The organism is Roseibium porphyridii (assembly GCF_026191725.2).
GTDB classification, from domain to species: Bacteria; Pseudomonadota; Alphaproteobacteria; order Rhizobiales; family Stappiaceae; genus Roseibium; species Roseibium porphyridii.
Genome location: NZ_CP120863.1, coordinates 4784125 through 4806082, shown reverse-complemented (window position 1 = coordinate 4806082; position 21958 = coordinate 4784125). Strand labels below are relative to the sequence as shown.

Below are 21958 nucleotides of genomic sequence, written 5' to 3'. Positions count from 1 at the left end.
CTCACTCCCGTGTCAGCACCGCCACCACTTCAATATGGGGCGAATAGGCGAACTGGTCCACCGGTGTGACGGTTTGCAGCACAAAACCACTATCGATCAGGATCCGGAGATCGCGGGCCAGGGTTGCTGGATTGCAAGACACGGCAACCACCTTTTTGACCTTCGAGTTTGCCAATTGTTCAGCCTGCGCCTGCGCACCGGCGCGTGGTGGATCGAACACGACTGCGTCGAAGGGTTCGAGTTCGTGGGCAACCAGCGGTCGTCGATAAAGATCGCGTTTCTCGAAGGTAACCTTCTTTAGCCCTTGCGGTTTTCGAAGTGCCTTGTCGAATGCGGAGATTGCAGCAGCGTCACCCTCGACAGCATGGACGTTGGCAACCCGCGCAAGACGAAGCGCGAAGGTTCCAACGCCAGAAAAGAGGTCCGCAACCGATTTTGTCTTTCCAATGCCCTCCAGCACCAGCTTCGAAAGGGCAACTTCGGCAGACCGTGTGGCCTGAGTGAATCCGCCGGGCGAGGCCACAATTCCAACTCCTCCCATGTCGAGAAGTGGTGGCCGCGTTTCAAGAAGAATTTCGCCATTGACGGTCAGTCGCGCCAGGTCAAGCTCCACGGTTTTTTGAGACAGTGAGGGGATCTTGCGTTCATACGTTTTGTCCGCCTTTTCAATTGCGACATCGAGCCCTGCCGTCGTGGAAAGAACGGTAAGACGCAGCTCGCCCTTCTTGGGCAGCAGTTGCGCTGCCAGAGACCTGAGGCCGGGCAGGGCACGCACAATGTCCGGGTCGAGAACAGGGCACTCGTGAACATCTACCAGACGGTGACTGGACTTCTCGTGGTATCCCAAAAGAGTGTGCCGACCGGCTCTTGTCGCGGTGAATACAGCTCTGCGTCGTCCATCCACAGTCGCTGCGACAACGTCTTGTACCGCAAAATCAATGCCGCGATCGCTGAGCGATTTTTCGACAAGGCTCCGTTTCCAGGCGAGATAAGGCGCTTCGGACAGGTGTTGCAAGGCGCAGCCACCGCACTTTTCATAGTGACGGCAGACGGGTTCTATCCTGTCCGGAGATGTCGTTTGCCAATGTGGATTTTTGGCGCGTCCGTTGACGACGTCCGCCAGGACTGTTTCGCCGGGCAAAGCGCCGGCTACATAAATCTGTCCGTCTTCGGTAACCGCAATGCCATCGCCGCGATGCCCCAGGCTCGAAACTTCAAGTTCTCTCTCTCTCATGGCTGAGCGATAGCGCCAACCTACCCCGGGAGCAAGCCCTGAAAGGTCTGCAGCAACACCGCACGAAGATGAGGATCACCCAGTGTTCACTTGTGAAACAGGACAAGGGACGGCTCGTATCCAATAGGTGCAAAGTTCAGGTTGGCTCTCCAACCTCCACAATGTGGCGATCCGGGTCATAGAAACGAAAAACCCTTTGTCCCCAGGTCTGTCTCTCTATCCCGTGGATCAGCTCCACATGCGGTGCAATGCGATCAAAAGCTGACCAAATGTCCGGGTCCTCGAAATAGAGTACGAGATTGTTCTTCCCGTAGGGCTCATTTACCTCAAGGGTCTCAGAAAACACTGTCTGCAGCAGAGAATGTCCTTCATGAAGGGCAAAGCCATTTGAAAAGCGCACAAAATTGCCGTGATCTTCGATGACTTTCAGAGACAGAACATTGCGATAGAAAGCTCTGGATCTCTCCATATCCGTCACGAATGGGAGCGGGTTGATGAACTTCATGATGCTTTTGAAATCCGTTCTGGGCGCGTCCGAACCAAGCTTGGGACGCTTAAATCGTCATGACTGCTTTTGGCCGTAAAGCAGGTATTCTGTGTTGCCGTCTCCACCCTTGATGGGGGAAGGCACCATGTCCAGCGCGCTCCAGCCCTGTTGGCCCGCGAGCCAAAGACGAAGGTCTTTCGCAGACCGTGCCGCGATGCCCGGATCTACCAATCCGCCCTTTCCGATCTTGTCCTTGCCGGCCTCGAACTGGGGTTTGACAAGGAAGACGCCTTCAGCACCGGGGGCAGCAAGGTCGAGAGCACGCGGAAGCGCGAGTTTCAGGGAAATGAAACTGACATCAGACACAAGAAGGGATGGTTGCTCGGCCTGAAGATGGTCGACTGTGAGATCGCGCGCGTTAAGACCATCAGTCGCTGCAACCCTTGGATTTTGCCGCAGACTTTCGTGCATCTGATCGTGCCCGACGTCAATTGCGTGGACCTTGGCCGCACCGTGCTCCAGGAGAACCTGAGTGAAGCCGCCTGTTGATGCGCCAATGTCGAGACAGATCTTGCCGTTTGGGTCGATGCTGAAGGCATTGAGACCTTCGATGAGCTTCAAAGCCGCACGAGAGACGTAAGAAGCTGCTGGATCATCTACCGAGACTTTCGCTTCCGGACTTATCTTTTGGGCGGGTTTGTTGCAGACGACATCCTCAATCGACACGGTGCCGCGCAACACCGCGTCGCGCGCGCGGGCTCGACTGGGAAAAATACCGAGATCCACAAGGCGTTGGTCCAAGCGCTGTTTTGACATGAGCAGCTATTTAGCGATGTGTCGGCGGAAAGGGAAGTCACCGCTCTTGAAGGGCGGCGACGTCAGAAACAATTGGCGATCATGGAGATCAGCCTGTCTGCATAGACCCGTTCACCGGAATAGAACCACAATCCGATAGCGAGCGCGACGAGCACCGTCGCGCCTGTTGCCAATCCGAAATAAAGTGGCATTCGCATGTGGGTCCGTGATCTCCGGTATCAACCTTAAGAAGTTGCTGGAGCGTTCTTGATCAGACGCTGCAGCTTCTGAAGGGCGTTCTCTTCTGCCTCACCATAGGCAATCGTTCCGACAAATTTATTGTCGGCATCCATCAGGTAGACAGCTGCTGAATGGTCCATGGTGTAGTCGCCGTCGTCAAGCGGTACTTTTTTGGCATAGACACGATAGGCCTTGATCATGGCATCGATCTGTTCGCGTGAGCCGGTCAACGGCATGATGCGCTCGTCGAAAGCCCACACATAGTCTCGCATAACTTCAGGCGTATCTCTTTCCGGATCGACTGTAACGAAGGCATAATTCAGTTTGCCGGCATCTTCACCAAGTGCCTCAAGCCAGCCCTGGAGCTCGGCCAAGGTCGTCGGGCACACATCCGGGCAATAGGTGAAACCGAAGAACAGCACGAGCGGTTTGCCGGCGAAGGTTTCATCGGTAACTGTCTCACCGGAGCCACTGACGAGCTCAAAGGGCCCCCCTATTGCGGCCAACGGCTCAATCAGGCCGCCTGAGTTGTTGTTGCCCGCAGTCTGCTGATAGACGAGCGCTCCGGATACAACGGCCAGGACGGCAACCGCCGCCCAAGCCAGATACCGGAAGAGTTTCAAGCCAGACATGGAATGTCCTCTTCTTCAAGACGCTTAGTTCTTGCTGTGATCCATTTTACCATGGTCCATGTGACCGGCCTCCATGGATTTCGCACCCATTTTGGCAATCGCCAGCTCAACGGCAACGTCACCAGCTTTCTCAAAGGTCAGAACAACAGGAACGGTTGCGCCCTCTTCGAAAGACTGGTTCAGACCCATGAACATGATGTGCAAGCCACCTGGCTTCAAGGTTACGGTCTCGCCTGCGGGGATATCGATGCCGCCTTCAAGTTCACGCATCTTCATCACACCGTCCGTGACGGCCATTTCATGCAGTTCAACCTTGCCTGCAACATCGGACGAAGCTTTGACCAATCTGTCGGCTTCAGCACCGGAATTGACGATTTCGACGAAGCCGCCGCCGGCTTTCGCTTTGGGTGGGGTTGCCCGTGTCCAGGCATGGCTGATGCTCAGATCGCCAGCTGTGTAGTCGCCTGCTGTCGCAGCAAGCGAAACAAATGTAAGCGCCGTCGCTGCGGCGATGGATTTCCAGAATTTCATAGCATTTCCTTGAGGTCTGAATTCGTGTTGATTTTCAGATCAGGGAAACTGGGGGTGCGCGGATTGAATTGAACCGGCCGGCATCGGATTTCCAACTGTCCTCGTAAGCCCGAACCCAACTTGGGGTGCCAGATGCTTGATTGGGCTCGGTAAGGCAGGCATTGCCGGCGAGACAAGGGCCAAGAGCACAGCCATGAGCACAAATCGGACCACACTGACAGGAGAGCGCGTCGTGTTGTCCAACTAAGTTTTCAAGCTGTCCTGATGGCTGACACAAGCTCGTAAAGCCTGCCGCCGCCGCTGCATTTGGCGAGAGGGCGGTCGCAAGGACGGTGATGCAGAGCCGCATGGCAAAGGCAAGAGCAGCAAACGCGACCAATGGGTGGCGTTCCTGGCGCAGCACTTGCAGTTGTGAAACACGCGAACTCATGCCTCGGCTATACGCCTAATCCTTGATCAAGTCGAGGGACGAAACAGCGCAGGTCACGCCGCCATCAGGTCGGTGATTGTGGCTCTGTTGCCTTGTCCTTTGCAGACGTTGTTGCGTTTTCAGCCGATGCGTTCGTTGCATCAGGATCACTTGCGGCCTGCTTTGTTTCTTCAGCGCCGTCCGCGTCCTCAGTGGCTTCGAAATTGTAGATGTCATCCTCATATGCGGGGAATTCTTCCGGCGGAATGACATATTCCTCGGCTTCAGCGTCCAGTGGCTCTGACGAAATGACGGTACCAACCTGAGCAGTCGATGCATATTCGAAGTCTGTCTTCTCGGCTGCCGGAAGCGCTCTGCGGCGGACAACGCGTGTCAGGATGAAGGTGACCATAATCAGATTGGACCCAATCACCATGTAGAACAAACCGGACGGACCGGTGTTGCTCATGACTGTGGAAGCGATCAACGGGCCCGCGATTGAGCCGATGCCGAAGGAGAGCAGCATGCCGGAGGATGTCTCGACAAAGTCCTCCGCCGCCGCATGGTCAAAGGCGTGTGCAACCGCAATTGCGTAAAGCGGTTGTGCGGACATGCCAATCAGTACGCCCATCAAGGCGGCTACGACAAAGGTGCTTGGAGATACCAACACGATCGCAAGGGATGTGGCCGCCGTTGCAACACCAAGGCCGATCAGAACCCGGCGCCGGTCGAAGAGGTCCGAAAGACGACCGACAGGCCATTGGGAAATGAGCCCGCCGCCAAAGAGCGCTGCTGCGAACAAAGCCGCCTCGTTTGTCGACAAGCCGATCTGAGATCCATAAAGAGGTGAGAGCGTGAGGATCGCACCCTGTGTCGCCCCGATAAAGACAACGCCGACAAAAGCTGCTGGTGAGTTCTTGTAGAGCTGGATCGGCCGGAAGCGGACCAGCGTGATCGGCGCAGGCTGCGTGGAAGTTGTCAGCGATACGGGCATAACCGCAAGACTGACGGCAACCGAGGCAATCGCAAAGGGAACGAACGTCGCAATGTTCATGGTCGCGATGGAGATCTGACCTGCCATGAGAGCGCCGAACAGCACGACAATATAAAACGACATCACTGTGCCGCGGTTTTCGTTGGTGGCGCTCTCGTTCAGCCAGCTTTCTGCAATCATGTAAAACCCGGCAAGGCTGAAACCGGAAATCATCCGAATGACGATCCAGGCGTATGGGTCAATAAACACCGGATGCATGATCGCAGCCGCTGACATCAGCGAAACCAGAGCGGCAAAGGCACGGATATGCCCGGCGCGCATAATGATCAGGGGCGCTCCCAGACAGCCAAGCACCATACCGAAGAAATAAGCCGAAGACATTGCCCCGATTTCGAAATCGGAGAAATAGTATCGATCGGCAGCCAGTGGCAGCAATGTCGTTTGAAGCCCGTGCCCGAAGATGAACAGGGCAACGGAAAACATGAGTGCGGACACTGAAAGAAGCGTCTGAACCATGGCTGCCTCCCGCGTGCTGAAAACAATGCAAAAAGCGCCGGGTGAAACCGACGCAAATGCTACTGGCAATCAGCCTTTTCAGTTCTGAAGACGCGTGTCAATCAAGATTCATTTCCGGCCCACAAGCGCGTTGCCCGGATGCCGCAATACCGCTTCGCTGTGACGCTTATGCACGCTGTGGTGCAGTCAGAGCTTCTGTCCCGAGAGCCGCGAAAACCGTACGCATGATGCCGTCGCAATTCAGGCCCGCTGCCGCATACATGGCATCGGGCTTGTCTTGATCCAGATAGGTGTCCGGCAAAGCAAGCGTGCGAATTTTTAGCCCGTTGTCCAGCAGGCTCTCCTCGGCGAGACGGGTTAGAACATGACTGCCGAAACCACCGTTTGAGCCTTCTTCAACGGTAACGAGAACCTCATGCTCCCGCGCCAGGCGGCGGATGAGGTCCATATCGAGCGGCTTGGCAAAACGCGCGTCGGCCACGGTTGTCGACAGGCCTGCAGCATCCAGTTCATCTGCTGCTTTCAGGCACTCGCTCATGCGTCCACCGAAGCTAAGCAGGGCAACCTTGGTGCCCTCGCGGCGGATGACCCCTTTGCCGATCTCAAGCACACTGCCGCGTTCCGGCATATCAAGCCCGACACCTTCACCGCGCGGATAGCGGAAGGATATAGGTCCCTGGTCGTAGGCGACTGCTGTCGCCACCATGTGCCTCAATTCCACTTCGTCCGCAGCTGCCATGACCACGAAGCCCGGAAGGCAGGACAGAAAGGCTGTGTCGAATGCACCGGCATGTGTCGGGCCGTCAGCACCCACCAGACCCGCCCGATCAATCGGGAAACGAACCGGAAGTCCCTGGATCGCGACGTCATGAATGACTTGGTCATAAGCCCTTTGCAGAAACGTGGAATAGATCGTCGCGAAGGGTTTGAAACCTTCCGTTGCCATTCCGGCAGCGAAGGTCACAGCGTGCTGTTCGGCAATGCCGACATCGTAAGTGCGTTCAGGAAACGCTTCGCCGAAAAGGTTCAGGCCCGTGCCGTCGGGCATTGCAGCCGTGATCGCAACAACTTTTTCGTCTGCTTCAGCTTCCTTGATCAGGGACGTGGCAAATACATTTGTGTAACTCGGCGCGTTTGCCTTCGGCTTGGCCTGCTTGCCCGTCACCACATCGAACTTGGCAACACCGTGATACTTGTCCTTGGCGCCCTCGGCCGGCCCATATCCTTTGCCCTTTTGTGTAACGGCATGGATCAGAATGGGACCGTGATGCGTGTCTCGAACGTTTTTCAGAATCGGCAGAAGATGATCCAGATTGTGGCCGTCGACCGGGCCAACATAGTAGAAACCAAGTTCTTCAAACATGGTGCCACCGGTCCAGAAGCCGCGCGCATATTCTTCAGCGCGAGCAGCCTTTTCAAAGACCGGCTTTGGCAGGTTCTTGGCGAGATTTTTGGCAGCGTCCCGAAGGGTCTGGTATGTCGGGCCTGAAACAAGCTTTGCAAGATATGCGGACATGGCACCGACTGGCGGCGCAATCGACATGTCGTTGTCATTCAGGATCACGATAAGGCGGGATCCGAGGTGTCCGGCATTGTTCATCGCCTCGTAAGCCATTCCGGCAGACATGGCACCGTCACCGATTACCGCGATGACATTGTTGTCTCCACCGTTCAGGTCGCGTGCGGCCGCCATACCGAGTCCGGCTGAAATCGACGTTGAAGAGTGAGCGGCCCCGAATGGATCGTAGACGCTTTCCGCCCGTTTGGTGAAACCGGAAAGGCCTTTTCCCTGGCGCAGCGTGCGAATGCGGTCGCGTCTTTCCGTCAGGATCTTGTGCGGATAGCACTGATGTCCAACATCCCAGATGATCTTGTCTTCCGGTGTGTTGAACACGTAATGCAAGGCAACTGTCAGCTCGACTACACCAAGGCCTGCTCCCAGATGTCCGCCGGTAATCGAAACGGCGTCAATGGTTTCTGAACGCAGTTCGTCCGCGAGCTGAAGCAAGTCCGCTTCATTCAACTCGCGAAGTTCAGCCGGCGAAGAAACTTTGTCGAGCAGTGGGGTTTCGGGTCTGGAAGTCACTCTTAAGACGGCTCCAAGATTTCAGGCATGGCGGGCAGGCATACACCAACGGGATATAGCGCGCAAATGGTGGTGTTGGAATGCGCCATTTTAGCCTTGTGGTTCCTTCGGATGAGAAGCTGTGTCGATCGAATTTTCAAAATAGGGTCGCACTGGTGCAAATGCTGCGCAACTTTTGACGAAATTATACGTAATCACCCGTTTGGGTGATGCATCTTTGCTGGATCTGGCCTAATGAATTTAGCGTGGTCGATGGGGCCACGTGCACAGTGATCAACTTGGGGTCGCATCTCGCGGCCCCATTTTTTTGTTCAATTCAATGTCTTGAAGTCACTATATAATATTATTTTCAATAACTTATAATAATATTTGAGCCAGGTCGCTGACCTTTCCTAAAACAGTCCGGCGAGCCTGTAGATCAGGCTTGCGAGTTGCAGTTGTGTGTGCGCGCCTGTCTTTTCATAGATGCGCCTTAGATGGGTTTTGGCAGTGTTCCGCGTAATGCCCAGGTGCTCCACGGTCTCGTTCATTGATCCGGTCATTGTCAGGTTTCGAGCCAAATGAGCTTCTGACTGGGACAGATCGTATCTGTCCTGCAGAACCTGCTCGAGTTCTTCCGGCAAATCCGCCGGTTCGCTGACGCTGACAAGAAACCAGGGTGTCGATGTGGAGCCGCTGTCCGCCAGTGCCGGAGGAACCATTTCGATCGCAACTCTGCGAGGCACGTTGTCTGCCGTGGTTACGTAGACGGATCGGGTTTGATCCGCGTTACCGGGAGACTTGGAGTTTTGTTGCGGTGATTTGCACTCTGCCGACAAGTCCTGAAGGGCGGCTTCGATCAACTTGTTTTTAACGACAAGTTTGCCGCGCCTTGGCTCAGCAGCATCGATATCTGCAAACGCGGTTGAACCGGTAGGTGTTGCTGCAAGGATGTTTCGATCAGCACTGATGAGAATGACGGAACGGTCCAGAGACGAAAGCAGCACCTGCTGCATCAGATTGCCGACGCGTTCCTTTTCAAGCTGAAAATGCAGGCTAAGAGCCGGTGAGATTGCTTTGGTCAACCGCCGGAATGTCTCACTGGCAACTGCAACATCAACTGTTTCGGGCGTGTGTTCCACGAAGAAGCATCCAAAGAGAATGGTTGTTCTGTCGCCTCGCCAGACAGGAGAGATCAATCCAGGCGCTTGTTGAAAGGGGGGTACAGCGTCCGCCACGGACAATTGATCCTCTGCACCTGGCTGATCCTGACTGGAAACTGCATTTGATCCAGGCGTGTGCCGGTTCAGGGCAGTTTTGCAATAAGGATAATAAAGGGACGCTTCGCTGATCAGGAACTGGAGCGCAGTTCGCCCGCCCTCTGTTTCAATGCGCTCAAGCACAGCTCCGAAATCTCTCGCAGGTGCTTCGCCGCCAAACCCGGAAAGCGGGTCACCATCATCGTCAAATTCGGAGAGAAAACACTTGCAGCCGAGGCTGGAGTCGATTGCTTCAAGAATCCTGGGCCATGCTTCCGATTGTGTTGAGCACTCAAGGACGCGTAAAAGTAGTTCCACTTCATCTGTTTTGCTAAGTGCAGGCATACAGTGTTTGATCTACTAATTATTACATAGAGTCCTCTTGAGGTCGCAAATATTGATATCAATTCGATATAAACATTGCAATATAAAACGCTTGTTTTGACTGTGAGCTCTGTTGGAAGCTCGCGTAACGTCGCGTAGATCTGTCGTTGACCAAGCAAAGGGATCAACTTTGCAAGTGTCCTTTGAAGAGGCAGTGTCTTCGAAAGTGCAGGTGTGACGGGCGGCGGGGGCGGGTAAGGTTGAAACCCGCAGTGTCGCAAAGACGTCTTTACGGCAAGGGGTGAATTCTATTGCGGGTCGAGCGTCTCGCTACCGCTCGGCTCTCCGTTTTGTCCGAGCTGAATTTTCTCAACCTTGGCTTCGGCAGATTTCAGCAGTGTATCGCAGTGTTTGCGCAAAACGTCTCCGCGTTCATACATCTCTATGCTGCGCTCAAGCGGTACATTGCCCTGTTCCAGTTCTCTGACGATCGTCTCCAACTGCTTGAGTGCCTCTTCAAAAGAAAGGCTGGCGATGTCGTTTGCAGCGTCGGTCATCAGAGCGGTTCCTGGTTTGCGTCCAGCGCCAAGCAGCGCCTTGGTGCAAACTTGCGGGCTTGGCCGCCAAGGTCAAGACCTTGCGGACCTATGACTTGAAAGATCCCCGTGCTTTTGAGGCCGCAGACCTGAAACGCCTGTCACCCGGTCATTAGAGTCATGACATGGGCTGCGGTTGAGCGGGCCAATCCTTCAAGATCATACCCTCCTTCGAGTGCGGAAATCACGTGGCCGTCGCAGTGCTTGTCCGCAACATCCATGAGCGCTCGCGTGGCCCAGGCGAAGTCTGCCTCAACCAGATTGAGCCCTCCCAGAGGATCTCGTGCATGTGCGTCGAAGCCGGCTGAAATGATCACCAGTTCGGGCGCATAGTGATCAAGTCGGGGCAGTAGGATTGCCTCGAAGGCTTCCTTGAATCCCGCGCCGTCTTCACCGGGAGCCAAAGGCACATTTACAATTGTGTTTGCTTCACCGGTTTCGGATGCGGCGCCAGAGCCCGGATAGAGAGGCATCTGGTGTGTGGAGCAGTACATGACACTCGGGTCATCCCAGAAAATATCCTGGGTTCCGTTTCCGTGATGCACGTCAAAATCGATGATCGCTACTCGGTCGATGCCATATTTGTCCTGCGCATATCGAGCAGCAACTGCAACATTGTTGAAGAAACAAAAGCCCATCGAACGGTCTTTCTCCGCATGATGTCCCGGTGGGCGCGAAGCCGAGAAGGCGTTGTTGACCTTTTTGGTCAGCACTTCGTCCACCGCTCGGCACGCGCCGCCGACGCCGCGCATTGCTGCTTCCCAGGTGCCTGGCGACATGGTCGTGTCAGCATCCACACGCGCGGTGCCTTCCTTGGGAGCGAGCCGGTGCAGATGATCCACATAACTCATCGGGTGGGCACGTGCGATATCTTCAACGGCCCCCATTGGAGCGAGATCACGCTCAACGGACTGGAACTTTTCGTGCTCCAGAATGCGATCGATCGCGCGTATCCGGTCGGGTCGTTCCGGGTGCCCAACCGGCGTAAGGTGATCCAAGTAAGATGTGTGGTGCAGGATGAGCGTGGACAAAGGGGCGTTTCCGGACGTTATTTGATTAAATGTTGTCCGGGCATCAGAACTGTTGCGTCTGAAGCTGTCAATTAACGATAGGTATCAGAACGTGCAGAGGCCTACAGGTGCGTTCCGCCAAAAAAAGAGGCCGGCAAAATTGCCGGCCTTGGTAAAGGTGCGAGCACCGCAATGCCCGAGGGGAGGTCCGCTGCATCTCAATTCTGATTGTTAAACTACGTGATTCCAGTAAGGGAATGCGAGCTTTTTACCGTAATCCCTCTGCATGTCGGTGTTGATAAGTATGTTGGATGCCCAATTTTGACCGTTCTTATTAGGCGGTTTGCTTAAGAGAAGTTACGTCATGATGAGAGCGTATCTTTAAAACTGGCTGACGTTTCTTGCCGTGTCATGAACTTAACTTAAGTTGATTAGACACATTTTCACGCCTCGGCAGACGTGCGGGAGCTGCTGATTTTTAAGGCTTTTTTAACGAGTGGTAAAGAAAGCGGCAAAATTTTCATCGCCAGGTTGCTGAGCTTTCGATGTGAAAGTCAGACCTTCAGCCGGTTCCTCGCGGGGCGGCCGCGCGACGCAACCGGTCGTTGATCGCCTCACCCAGCCCAAAGTTGGGGATAATTTGTGCGCGAATGACGTCCGCACCGCTTAAATCGAGCGTCCGCATAGCGTGAAATAGGTTTGCAGCCGCTTCGGCGAGGTCGCCTGACGGACTCAAATTGAATTCGGAAAAGGCTCCATCAGCACCCGGCAGTGGGTCCGGACCGAATGACAATAATGCGTCTGTTGGACTGGCCTCGGTCGCGTTCATAATCAGCTTGGCATCTGGTGCGTAGTGCGACGACAGCATTCCCGGAGCAGTCGGTGCATTTTCTTCCGCATTGGCTTCAGTGCATTCAAGGTGCTCGTCGAGAATCGCCTCGATGTCCTCGCGCGCAAGGCCGCCCGGACGAAGCAGGAGCGGTTGGTCGTCCACGAGGCCGACAATCGTGGATTCGATCCCCACAGGACAGGGGCCAGTGTCGACAATGGCTCCAAGTGCAGGGCCAAGATCCGCGATGACGTCCTCTGCCCGTGTCGGACTGATCCTGCCTGATCGGTTTGCGCTTGGTGCTGCGAGAGGTCGCCCTGTCTTTTCAGCGAGGAAGCGCATGACCGGGCCTTCCGGGACACGAAGTGCTACGGACGCAAGTCCGGCAGTTGCCAGATCGGAGATTGTCGAGGATGGTCTCCGGGGGACAACCAGTGTCAAAGGGCCTGGCCAAAAAGCTCTTGCTAGGCGGATTGCCTTGTCGTTGAACTCTCCGTGCTCAAGTGCCGTTTCAGTTGATTGCAAATGAGAGATCAGCGGGTTGAATTGTGGTCGTCCCTTGGCTTCAAAGATCTTTGCGCAGGCGACCCCATTTGTTGCATCTGCTGCAAGCCCATAGACGGTTTCCGTAGGAATTGCAGCAAGGTCCCCGTTCAGCAACACTTCCGCGACCGCGTCTGCCTGCGGTGCGGATTGCCAGTCCGGCAAATTGGTATCGAGGGTCCAGCGCTGCATCCAACACCTAATGATCCATAGATTTCAGAAGCCGGCGAACGGTTAACACAAAAAAGACGGTGACCTGCCGCAGGGGCATGGGTTGACGTTAACGTCAACTGGTCTATTGTCCTGTCCAACTGCTGTACACACGCGCCTTTTGCGGAGAAGCCCGCTTCGCGTCAAGCTCAAAACAGCGAAAAACAACAACGAACGTCGCAAACCGGCCGTTCGTGGGAGGACCTGAATGTATCGCGCACCAGTCGAGGAAATTGCTTTCACCTTGAAGCGTGTCTGCGGCCTGGAGGATCTGCAGGACAATCCGCATCACGCTGAGTTGGGGGACGACCTGGTTGATGCGATCCTGAATGAGGCCGGGCGGTTTGCATCCGAGGAAATTGCGCCGCTCAACTCCGTTGCAGATAAGCATGGCACACCTTTGGTGGACGGAAACGTATCGACACCTCCTGGCTGGCGCGAGGCGTATCATGCATGGATCGAAGGTGGTTGGAACGGCTTGACGGCAGCACCGGAGCATGGCGGGCAGGGACTGCCCCAGATGCTTTCGGCAGCGGCGATGGAGATGTGGAACTCCGGCTCAATGGCATTCGCCATAGGTCCGACGCTCACTATTGGCGCTGTTGAAGCGATGGAAAAGCATGCGTCCGATGAGTTGAAAGCCAAGTATCTTGAGAAGCTGGTTTCAGGCGAGTGGATGGGCACGATGAACCTGACGGAGCCTCAGGCAGGATCGGATCTGAACGCACTCAAGGCCAAGGCAGAACGTGCCGACGACGGCAGCTATCGCGTCTTTGGGCAAAAAATCTTCATTACCTACGGCGACCATGACCTGACCGAAAACATCATTCATATGGTGCTGGCACGTTTGCCGGACGCTCCCGCGGGTACCAGGGGTATCTCGCTGTTTCTGGTTCCAAAGTTCCTGGTCAATGATGATGGTTCGCTGGGTGAGCGAAACGACGTCAAGGTCGCCGGTGTTGAGCACAAGATGGGCATTCACGGTTCACCCACCTGCACCATGGTCTATGGCGATGAAGGTGGTGCCAGGGCATGGCTGATCGGCGAAGAAAACCGGGGTCTGGCTTGTATGTTCACCATGATGAACAATGCACGCCTGGCTGTTGGGATACAGGGACTGGGTGTTGCAGAACGTGCCTATCAGCACGCCCTAGGTTACGCCGTCGATCGGCGGCAGGGTAAGGCACCTGGAGACAATAGCGAAGGCATGAGCCCGATCGCGCGTCATCCGGACATCAAGCGCATGTTGCTTGGCATGAAATCGCGGACGCAGGTTGCGCGCGCCGTCTGTTACGCCTGTGCACATGCGATCGATATGTCCAACGTCGTGGACAACGAGGTTGAACAGGCATTCTGGAACGATCGTGCCAGTCTGCTGACGCCAATTGCAAAAGCACTGTCGACGGATTTCGGTGTTGAGGTCGCATCCCTCGGGGTGCAGATCCATGGTGGTATGGGCTTCATTGAAGAGACCGGTGCAGCACAGCATCTTCGTGATGCTCGCATCGCACCGATTTACGAAGGGACGAACGGGATCCAATCCATCGATCTTGTTCTGCGAAAGCTGCCTCTCGCCGGTGGAGAGCACATCAAGGGATTTATCGACGAGCTCAACGGGATCGCCAGCGAAGTTGCTGCATCCAATCGTCCTGAATTCGGAGCCGCGTCGGAACGTCTTGTCGCCGGCATCAAGGATCTGGAAGAGGCAACAGACTACATGCTTGCCGCATTGTCGGAAGGCAGGGTTGCCGATGCGCTCTCCGGTGCAACGCCTTACCTGCGCATCGCAGGGCTGGCACTTGGTGGCGCATTGCTTTGCAAAGGCGCTCTGCGCTCTTCAGAAGAGCCTGCTGCCAGAATGGCGGAACGCACGCTTCTGGCACGAAGCTACTGCGAAACGCTGTTGGGCGAAACCGCGGGTCTGAGATCCGACATTCTGCTGTCAGCCGAGGCGATCACGGCCTTCGACGCAGAAGCCTTGGCCTCCTGAACGCGCCGATTGGAGAATTTGGGGTGATCCTGAAAACACTTGAGAACGGCGTTCAGACTATGCGTCTGAACAGGCCGGAGAAAAAGAACGCCCTGACAGGGCAGATGTACAACGATCTTGCCGAAGCTTTGGAGCAGGGCAACAGCAATACGGATGTGCGCTGTCACCTGATCTGCGGCCAGCCCGAGGTGTTCACCGCCGGAAACGATATCGGCGATTTCCTGCAATATGCGGGCAAGGTCGCCATTTCAGACACACCGGTCGTCCGATTTCTGCGAGCTTTGGTTCGAAATCAGAAGCCTATTGTTGCATCGGTTGACGGCATTGCCATTGGCGTCGGCACGACACTGCTGATGCATTGCGATATGGTGTTTGCAAGTCCGCGTGCGCTGATCCGTTCCCCCTTCGTCGATCTGGGCCTGGTGCCCGAGGCCGGTTCCAGTCTCCTGGGGCCGCAATTGATGGGGCATGCGCGGGCATTTGAATTGCTCTGTCTGGGCAACGCATTTTCAGCTGAAAAGGCGGCACAAACCGGGCTGGTCAATCAGGTTGTCCCTGAAGATGTCGACGCGGTTGCTCTCTCCTGTGCTTTGGACATTGCCTCAAAACCACCGGAAGCCATGGCTTTGTCCCGCAAGCTGCTGCGCGGGAATGTTGATCAACTGTCCGACCGGGTGGAAGAAGAGATTCAGATTTTTGCAGCCCGATTGACCGCACCGGAAACGATTGCTGCCTTTCAGGCATTCATGATGAAAAAGAAGGCCTGATCGAACGTCCTGGCACCAATTGGATGTCGTGGCGAATTTTGGCTGACACACTGTGGAGGAGGTCTTCATGTCCCTGAAGGGAAAGACACTTTTTATCACCGGCGCTTCTCGTGGCATTGGAAAGGCCATCGCATTGAGGGCTGCCCGTGATGGCGCGAACATTGCGGTCGCCGCTAAAACTGCGGAACCTCACCCGAAGCTGGAAGGCACGATATTCTCAGCTGCAGAAGAAATTGAGGCTGCCGGTGGCAAAGCGCTGCCAATCGTCCTTGATGTGCGCGACGATGAGGCGGTCAAGGCCGCAATCGACAAAACGGCTGATCATTTCGGCGGGCTCGACATACTGGTCAACAATGCCAGTGCCATACAGCTGACACCTCTTCAGCAAACGGACATGAAGCGGTTCGATCTGATGCATCAGATCAACACGCGTGGCACGATGGCTTGCTGCAAGCATGCGATTGAACACCTCAGACAGGCCGACAATCCGCATATTCTCATGTTGTCTCCACCCCTCGACATGAAGGAAAAGTGGTTTGCTCCCTTCACGCCTTATGCGATTGCCAAATATGGCATGAGCCTTGTTGTGCTCGGCTTGTCGGGAGAACTCCGGTCCAAAGGCATCGCCGTCAATGCGTTGTGGCCGCGCACAACAATTGCGACTGCTGCAATCAAGAACATAATCGGCGGCGACAAGATGATGCAGCAAAGCCGAACACCAGACATTCTCGCCGACGCTGCTTATGAGGTTTTCACCTCTCCATCGCGAGACTTTACGGGCGAGTTCCTGATCGACGATACCTTCCTTGCAAGTCGTGGCGTATCCGACTTCGACCGCTACCGCGTTGACCCGAGCCTCGCGCTGGCTCCGGATTTCTTTGTTCCAGATGATAGCGAAGCGCCATGCGAACTGGGGCCGATTGCTGAGTAAGCCAGGCTTGAACACTAGTTCGAACGGGCTTGCTTTTTTGGGTCCGTTCGGGCAATTTTCCGGAGCCGACGAGGGCGGCGACCGGATCCGCGGAAAGCGCAAGCACCCTGACCATTGACGACATATGCCGGTTTTTCACCTGCGCCCGAAAACAGCGGATCGCCCGGGCCCGAACCAGGAGAAAAGCCATGTCCAATGGACCTTTGTCTTCCCTCGATAGCTACAAGAAGGCTGCACGGCAGCTTAAAAAGGCACATGCCAAAGGTGATGCCGATGCACGTGCGCGTGTTGCCGCGCACGTTGATCCGAAAAAAGCACTTCGGCACGCAGATTTTCTGCACGTAATCGCCTGCGAAGCGGGTCAAGACAGCTGGCCGAAGTTGAAATTTGTGCTGGAAAGCGCCGCGATGAGCAGGGCTGAAAAAGCTGAGCGGCTCAAGATGGCGCTCTATTTCGGTCAGCATTGGATTACCGAAAAACTGCTCCAGGATACCCCTGATCTCAAAGACGAAAACTTTGGACTGCAAATTGCGCTCTACGATCTGGCGTCTGTGCGCAGAACGATAGAGGTCGACCCGGATGCCGCAGCCCGCATTGTTGGCATTCGCTCACCTTTGTTGCATCTCGCTTTTTCAAAGGAAATCCATCGCAGTCCGGAGAAATTGAGGGACATGATGTCCATCGCCGAACTGCTGGTCGCACATGGTGCGGATGTCGATGATCGGTATCCGGCGCAACCCGGCCAGGAGCACAAGCTGTCGGCACTGTATGGTGCGATGTGTCATGCCGATAATTTCGAGCTTGGAAGATGGCTCCTGGACCGTGGAGCTGACCCGAATGATGACGAGAGCCTCTACCATAGCACCGAGCTTGGTCAGACACGGGCACTGTCGTTGCTGTTGAAACACGGTGCCAAACCAAACGGAACAAATGCTTTGCCGCGCGCCCTGGACACAGAGAATGTGGATATGGTGCGTCTTTTGCTGGAGGCGGGCGCCGACCCGAATTTGTCCGTGCCGGATCATCCGAGCGGTGAACCGATGGACACCATTCCATCCCTTCATCAGGCGGTTCGGCGTGGACGGTCGGTTGCGGTGATTGAATTGCTTCTTGAGTTCGGAGCCGATCCGTCGGCGATTTGGAAGGGGCATACGCCCTATGGTCTTGCGCGGATCTACGGGAACCGGGCAGCTGCCAGATATCTGGAATCTCGGGATCATGCACCCGAACTGTCGGCAAACGAGCAAGTTTTGGCCAAGTGCGCAGACGGGGTGCCTGAACCTGGCAAGCTGCGTGTTCAGGACCTCAATGACGAGGACAGATGCCTTTTGACCAATCTCGTTGGTGAGCCTGGAAGGCTTGACCACGCGAAGGCGCTGGTGAAAGCAGGGCTTGACCCGGACATGATCGACGGCATGGGAATGTCGCCGCTTCATATTGCCGGTTGGAACGGTCTGGTTCCTGAAACCACGTTTTTCCTGTCCTTCAAACCGGATCTGGACAGGACAAACGGATATGGAGGTGATGCACTTGATACGGTGCTACATGGATCGGAATTCGCGCCACAAAGGCCGGAAGCCGACCACATCATGTGCGCAAGGTTGCTGCTTGAAGCGGGCAGTATCCTGCACCCCAAGTTTCTGACCAATTGCGGCAACGAGGAGATGGCGCAGTTCCTTGAGGACTGGAGCGCAGAGGCTCAAAGCTGACCTTAGGGCAGATGGTGCTCACTTGGCGGTCAGCCAAGAGATGGAACAGGTATCTGAAGCCAACAAAACCTGTTGCAATTGCCAAGCACATGTTCTGGAAACTTGGCAATTGCACTGCTACGAGTCACAGTTATTCAAACCGATTGAATGAAGTGGAGTAATACCGATGGAAGGTGCAATGGACCAGATGGGCGTCTACATGCCGCTCATCATAAATGCGGCAAAAGCCCTAATTGTCCTGATTATCGGCTGGTTCCTGGCTGGTTTCCTGGCAGGCATTGTCAGAAAACGGATCGTCAGTCACCCGCAGATCGACGATACGATTGGCGGATTTGCAGCTTCCATCGTTCGCTGGTTGGTGCTTCTGGTCACTGTCATCGCGATCCTTCAGCTGTTCGGCATTGAGGCAACGAGCCTTGTTGCGGTTCTCGGTGCAGGTACCCTGGCTGTCGGTCTGGCCTTGCAGGGAACCCTCAGCGACATCGCAGCCGGTGTCATGCTGATCATTTTCCGGCCTTACAAGATCGGTCAGTTCGTCGACGTTGGTGGCACATCCGGAACGGTGAAGGACCTCAATATTTTTGTCACCGAACTGGTAACGCCAGACAATGTGCAGATCATCATGCCCAATGGTAAGGCCTGGGGCGCGGTGATAACCAACTTTTCTGCACACGACACACGCCGTCTCGATCTGACTTTCGGCATCGACTACGGCGATGATGCAGACAAGGCCACGCAAATCATTCTGGATGTCGCGAACGCGGACGATCGTGTGTTGAAGGACCCGGAGGCCTGGGTGCGGGTCACCAATCTCGGCGACAGTTCAGTGGATCTGGGCGTGCGTCTGTGGTGCAACGCGGGCGACTATTGGGAGCTCAAGTTCCACATGCTTAAAACGGTGAAGGAAGCCTTCGACGCTGGCGGTATCTCCATTCCGTATCCGCATGCGGTTGAAATCCAGAAGGCCGGTTGATCCGGAAAACCGGTCCGACTTGAGGGAGGTCGCGTCACCCGGATGCGGTCTCCTTTTTTATTGCCTGATCGGATGTCTCAGGCTCTGAAGTTTCTGAGCGCCCTTCAGCGTCGGTGATTTTTTCTTCCGAGGGCTCGATAGCTGGTTCTTCAGCGGCCGTAGCGTCATTTGCTGGCTCCGGTGCAGCCGTCTTGCTGCTCTCGGTCAATTCAGGGTCGGTATCACTGGATGCTGCATTGACTTTGTCGGCGTGCTCCGGTTCCGAACCGGCCGGTTCGGGCTGTTCTGTTGCCGGGGTTTCCTCGTCATTTGCCGGCTCAGTGTCCGGGTCGTCTTTGGTGAAGACTGGAAACACCGGATCTTCCACGTCATGCTCGGGCTCATCGATGTTCATGAGCTGCCGCTCCTGCGCAAGGCTGACCACGTGATCGCGCAGATCCGGGTGCTGTTCCATCAATGCCTTGAAATCGTGAGCCTTGAGATAGAGAAGCTGGCAATAGCCAAGTGCAAAAACATCTGCGCTGCGGCGGCCACCTGTCATGAGCGCAATTTCACCGAAAACATCACCACGTCCCAGACGCACATTGTGTGTCGGTGCTTGCACTTCCACGGCACCGGAGGCAATGAAATAGGCGGCGTCACCCCGGTCGCCTTTCCTGATCAGTTTTTCTCCAGGCGTTACAAACTGAGGCCGCATCATGCGCCGGATCGCCTTTTGCCGCTTGCGCGGAAGGTCTGCGAACAGCGGATGCGCACTGACAAGTTCCCGGGTCTTCAGCCCGAGGTCGAGCTTCGGTCGAGTGTGGCTGGATCGGCGGGACCGTTCCACATCACGGAGCAGGTTTCGATGAAGTTCCGTACCGATCAGCATCTGGTCGCGAGCGTTGTCGAATGCGGTCTCTTCCAGACGGACACCGGCCTTGCGCAGGAACTGATCTTCCAGGGCGTCGGCATAGTCCGGGTATTGAAGACGCAAGGCATCGATTGCCTGCATGGTCTCGTCCTGACGAATAGCCAGCGTGTCCTGCAAGATGTCTGCAACACGTTCGCCAAGCAGTGGCCGGATATGCAGATTGTTGAAGTCGATCAACTCGTCCGCAAGGATGCGGTAAACCAGCAGGAACTCGAACCGGTCTGCCAGCCGGTTTGCCAGTGGTCTCGCAATGCGCAGCCGTCGTTGAAGCATCTGCGCAATTCGAAACCCGAAGCCAAATTTCAAAGGCTTGCGAACCGCCTTGTTGTATCCCGAGCGACCGTCGCTTCGGGTCAGGTCACCAACGCGCCCGGTCAATGTCAGAAAGCGCGAAACCGACCGGCCTGAAATTGTCTTTTCATGAAAATGTTGAAGTACAAGCTGCTGTTCCCGGTCTGCCAAAGCAATCAGCCCGATGCGTACACGATCCCAGTCGCTGAGTTCTTCCAGCTTGTTGGTCTCGGCTGCAGCTGCCGCAGCACGTTCCTCATAGTCCTGGAGGACCTTTTTGGTAACACGCGGCTCAATATGATAGCTCTCCGCTGCATCTTCGATTTCCTGACGCACATCGGAGAGTGACAGCGCCAGGAACTGTGTTCTGACCGCTTCATCAAGTGCATTCAATCTGTTGAGACCGAGCAGACGGATCAGCGGCTTCAAGCTCGTTCCATAGACCAGCAGAGTGAAAAGAACAAAGCCGGTCGCCAGCTTCGTAATGAATGTGGAAACGTCCTCACCAAGCCCCGTATGTTCTGAGACGCTGAGTGCGAGCGTCAGGGTGACTGCGCCGCGCATGCCGCCCCAAAGCATCACAGTCTTGTAGCGGTTGTTCACAGATTGCCCGGCTCGCAGTTTGCTCAAGACCGGTAAGAGGCCGAAGATCACCACCGCACGCGCTGCAAATGCTGCAAGCACAACAACCACCAGAAGCAGGATGTCGATGGGCGTGAAGCCCTCGACAAATCGCGGAATCAGAATTGCGGACAACAGGAAGATGAGAGATGCAGCCCAGAACGCGATTTGTTCCCAGACTGAATGCAGGAACCGCCAGTTCGCAGGTTGAATGCGTGCAGGACCATAGAGATTGAACACCGTTCCTGCACAGACGACGGCAACGACCGCCGATACATCGGCGAACTGGTCGCTGAGCACATAGGTTCCATATGGCAAGGCAAGGCTGAGCGTAACCTGGGCCAGAGGCAGATCACGCATAAGCGGCAGCAAGGCGACCGCTATTCGTGCGAGCACGGTTCCGACGACAATGCCGCCAATGAAGGACCTGACAAAGGCGATGAACGCCTCGCTTGCCGACATGGACTGACTGCCGGTTAGAATGTCCAGAATGATGACGAAGATTACGATGGCCGCAGCATCGTTCAGCAGGCTTTCGCCCTCAACAATCCTGCCAAGTCTGGGTGGCGCGCCAATGTCCCTGAAAATGGCGACAACCGCGACCGGGTCTGTCGTTGCAACGATAGCTCCCAGCAACAGGCAGGCGAGCAGGGAAACACCTGCAATATTGGCCAGGCTGGTCAGGGGATACAACGCGAAACCTATAAAGGCCGTTGCCACAAAAACCGCGACAATGGCCATGACCAGAATGGGTCCGATATCTTCAAACATGCGCCGCACGTCCAGCGTCAGCGCCGTCTGAAAAAGCAAAATAGGCAGGAATATATAGAGGATCATCTCCGAGTTCAGCGGCGGATCGACAAACACTGCCGCGATTTCGTTGAGTGCATCCGTGTGCGACGTATAAAGCAGATAGGTTGCCAGGATACCGATCAGCGTTCCGACCATGGCAAGAAGCACACTGGGCGCAAGTCCAAGGCGCCGGGCTATCGGTTGAAGCACGGAAATCGTAATCAATAGCAGCGCAAAAACGCCTGTAATCAGTGGTGTATCCATTACGGCAATGTGCCCCGCGAATGCGGCAATTTC

At 55.5% G+C, this 21958-nt stretch carries 18 protein-coding genes; 5 read left to right on the top strand and 13 right to left on the bottom strand.

Features of this window, described 5'->3' with window-relative positions; all coding sequences use genetic code 11:
• Window position 1: 1 nt before the first annotated feature.
• From K1718_RS22080 to K1718_RS22025, 12 genes are all read right to left on the bottom strand, one after another.
• The gene (locus K1718_RS22080) at window positions 2-1234 is read right to left on the bottom strand and encodes a class I SAM-dependent RNA methyltransferase (protein ID WP_265680831.1); all 1233 of its coding nucleotides are present in this window, start codon (window positions 1232-1234) and stop codon (window positions 2-4) included.
• A 136-nt stretch (window positions 1235-1370) separates the two neighbouring features.
• Complete coding sequence (locus K1718_RS22075; protein ID WP_152503001.1) at window positions 1371-1739, bottom strand: VOC family protein; 369 nt, start codon at window positions 1737-1739, stop codon at window positions 1371-1373.
• 57 nt (window positions 1740-1796) lie between these two features.
• Window positions 1797-2537, bottom strand: a complete 741-nt coding sequence (locus tag K1718_RS22070; protein ID WP_265680832.1) for a TlyA family RNA methyltransferase — start codon at window positions 2535-2537, stop codon at window positions 1797-1799.
• Window positions 2538-2599: 62 nt separating this feature from the next.
• Window positions 2600-2734: a hypothetical protein gene (locus K1718_RS22065; RefSeq protein ID WP_256366668.1), complete on the bottom strand. Its 135-nt coding sequence runs from the start codon at window positions 2732-2734 to the stop codon at window positions 2600-2602.
• 27 nt (window positions 2735-2761) lie between these two features.
• On the bottom strand, window positions 2762-3388 hold the full coding sequence (locus tag K1718_RS22060) for an SCO family protein (protein WP_152502999.1): 627 nt from the start codon (window positions 3386-3388) through the stop codon (window positions 2762-2764).
• A 24-nt stretch (window positions 3389-3412) separates the two neighbouring features.
• Window positions 3413-3919 carry a copper chaperone PCu(A)C gene (locus K1718_RS22055; RefSeq protein WP_152502998.1) on the bottom strand — a complete coding sequence of 169 codons (507 nt, stop codon included), beginning with the start codon at window positions 3917-3919 and terminating at the stop codon, window positions 3413-3415.
• Window positions 3920-4413: 494 nt separating this feature from the next.
• On the bottom strand, window positions 4414-5838 hold the full coding sequence (locus tag K1718_RS22050) for an MFS transporter (protein ID WP_265680833.1): 1425 nt from the start codon (window positions 5836-5838) through the stop codon (window positions 4414-4416).
• Between the two features lie 166 nt (window positions 5839-6004).
• A complete protein-coding gene (gene dxs, locus K1718_RS22045; RefSeq protein ID WP_265680834.1) occupies window positions 6005-7924 on the bottom strand; it encodes a 1-deoxy-D-xylulose-5-phosphate synthase in 1920 nt (639 codons plus the stop codon).
• Window positions 7925-8316: 392 nt separating this feature from the next.
• Window positions 8317-9480 (bottom strand): helix-turn-helix transcriptional regulator, encoded by a 1164-nt coding sequence (locus K1718_RS22040; RefSeq protein WP_265680835.1) that lies wholly within the window; start codon window positions 9478-9480, stop codon window positions 8317-8319.
• A 314-nt stretch (window positions 9481-9794) separates the two neighbouring features.
• On the bottom strand, window positions 9795-10043 hold the full coding sequence (locus K1718_RS22035) for an exodeoxyribonuclease VII small subunit (RefSeq protein WP_152502994.1): 249 nt from the start codon (window positions 10041-10043) through the stop codon (window positions 9795-9797).
• Window positions 10044-10183: 140 nt separating this feature from the next.
• Window positions 10184-11113, bottom strand: a complete 930-nt coding sequence (locus K1718_RS22030; protein ID WP_265680836.1) for a histone deacetylase family protein — start codon at window positions 11111-11113, stop codon at window positions 10184-10186.
• 541 nt (window positions 11114-11654) lie between these two features.
• Complete coding sequence (locus tag K1718_RS22025; protein WP_265680837.1) at window positions 11655-12656, bottom strand: L-threonylcarbamoyladenylate synthase; 1002 nt, start codon at window positions 12654-12656, stop codon at window positions 11655-11657.
• A 226-nt stretch (window positions 12657-12882) separates the two neighbouring features.
• Between K1718_RS22025 and K1718_RS22020 the strand changes: the two genes are divergently transcribed.
• The 5 genes from K1718_RS22020 to K1718_RS22000 all read left to right on the top strand — a co-directional run bounded on the left by K1718_RS22020 (window position 12883) and on the right by K1718_RS22000 (window position 19044).
• Complete coding sequence (locus K1718_RS22020; RefSeq protein WP_265680838.1) at window positions 12883-14664, top strand: acyl-CoA dehydrogenase; 1782 nt, start codon at window positions 12883-12885, stop codon at window positions 14662-14664.
• A gap of 23 nt (window positions 14665-14687) precedes the next feature.
• Window positions 14688-15431 (top strand): crotonase/enoyl-CoA hydratase family protein, encoded by a 744-nt coding sequence (locus tag K1718_RS22015; RefSeq protein ID WP_265680839.1) that lies wholly within the window; start codon window positions 14688-14690, stop codon window positions 15429-15431.
• A gap of 67 nt (window positions 15432-15498) precedes the next feature.
• The gene (locus tag K1718_RS22010) at window positions 15499-16362 is read left to right on the top strand and encodes an SDR family oxidoreductase (protein WP_152502989.1); all 864 of its coding nucleotides are present in this window, start codon (window positions 15499-15501) and stop codon (window positions 16360-16362) included.
• Between the two features lie 188 nt (window positions 16363-16550).
• Window positions 16551-18071 (top strand): ankyrin repeat domain-containing protein, encoded by a 1521-nt coding sequence (locus K1718_RS22005; RefSeq protein WP_265680840.1) that lies wholly within the window; start codon window positions 16551-16553, stop codon window positions 18069-18071.
• A 178-nt stretch (window positions 18072-18249) separates the two neighbouring features.
• Window positions 18250-19044, top strand: coding sequence for a mechanosensitive ion channel family protein (locus K1718_RS22000; RefSeq protein WP_285806037.1), 795 nt, complete (start codon window positions 18250-18252; stop codon window positions 19042-19044).
• Between the two features lie 34 nt (window positions 19045-19078).
• Here K1718_RS22000 and K1718_RS21995 read toward each other — a convergent pair whose 3' ends face one another.
• A complete protein-coding gene (locus K1718_RS21995) occupies window positions 19079-21925 on the bottom strand; it encodes a cation:proton antiporter domain-containing protein (protein WP_265680841.1) in 2847 nt (948 codons plus the stop codon).
• Between the last annotated feature and the right edge of the window lie 33 nt (window positions 21926-21958).

Excerpts from the sequence above, each read along its gene's own strand:
- K1718_RS22060 (WP_152502999.1), bottom strand. The coding sequence starts at position 3,388 with ATGTCTGGCTTGAAACTCTTCCGGTATCTGGCTTGGGCGGCGGTTGCC.
- K1718_RS22000 (WP_285806037.1), top strand. The coding sequence starts at position 18,250 with ATGGACCAGATGGGCGTCTACATGCCGCTCATCATAAATGCGGCAAAA.
- K1718_RS22020 (WP_265680838.1), top strand. The coding sequence starts at position 12,883 with ATGTATCGCGCACCAGTCGAGGAAATTGCTTTCACCTTGAAGCGTGTC.
- K1718_RS22065 (WP_256366668.1), bottom strand. The coding sequence starts at position 2,734 with ATGCGAATGCCACTTTATTTCGGATTGGCAACAGGCGCGACGGTGCTC.
- K1718_RS22050 (WP_265680833.1), bottom strand. The coding sequence starts at position 5,838 with ATGGTTCAGACGCTTCTTTCAGTGTCCGCACTCATGTTTTCCGTTGCC.
- K1718_RS22035 (WP_152502994.1), bottom strand. The coding sequence starts at position 10,043 with ATGACCGACGCTGCAAACGACATCGCCAGCCTTTCTTTTGAAGAGGCA.
- K1718_RS21995 (WP_265680841.1), bottom strand. The coding sequence starts at position 21,925 with ATGGATACACCACTGATTACAGGCGTTTTTGCGCTGCTATTGATTACG.
- K1718_RS22005 (WP_265680840.1), top strand. The coding sequence starts at position 16,551 with ATGTCCAATGGACCTTTGTCTTCCCTCGATAGCTACAAGAAGGCTGCA.
- K1718_RS22025 (WP_265680837.1), bottom strand. The coding sequence starts at position 12,656 with ATGCAGCGCTGGACCCTCGATACCAATTTGCCGGACTGGCAATCCGCA.
- K1718_RS22075 (WP_152503001.1), bottom strand. The coding sequence starts at position 1,739 with ATGAAGTTCATCAACCCGCTCCCATTCGTGACGGATATGGAGAGATCC.
- K1718_RS22055 (WP_152502998.1), bottom strand. The coding sequence starts at position 3,919 with ATGAAATTCTGGAAATCCATCGCCGCAGCGACGGCGCTTACATTTGTT.
- K1718_RS22010 (WP_152502989.1), top strand. The coding sequence starts at position 15,499 with ATGTCCCTGAAGGGAAAGACACTTTTTATCACCGGCGCTTCTCGTGGC.
- K1718_RS22080 (WP_265680831.1), bottom strand. The coding sequence starts at position 1,234 with ATGAGAGAGAGAGAACTTGAAGTTTCGAGCCTGGGGCATCGCGGCGAT.
- K1718_RS22070 (WP_265680832.1), bottom strand. The coding sequence starts at position 2,537 with ATGTCAAAACAGCGCTTGGACCAACGCCTTGTGGATCTCGGTATTTTT.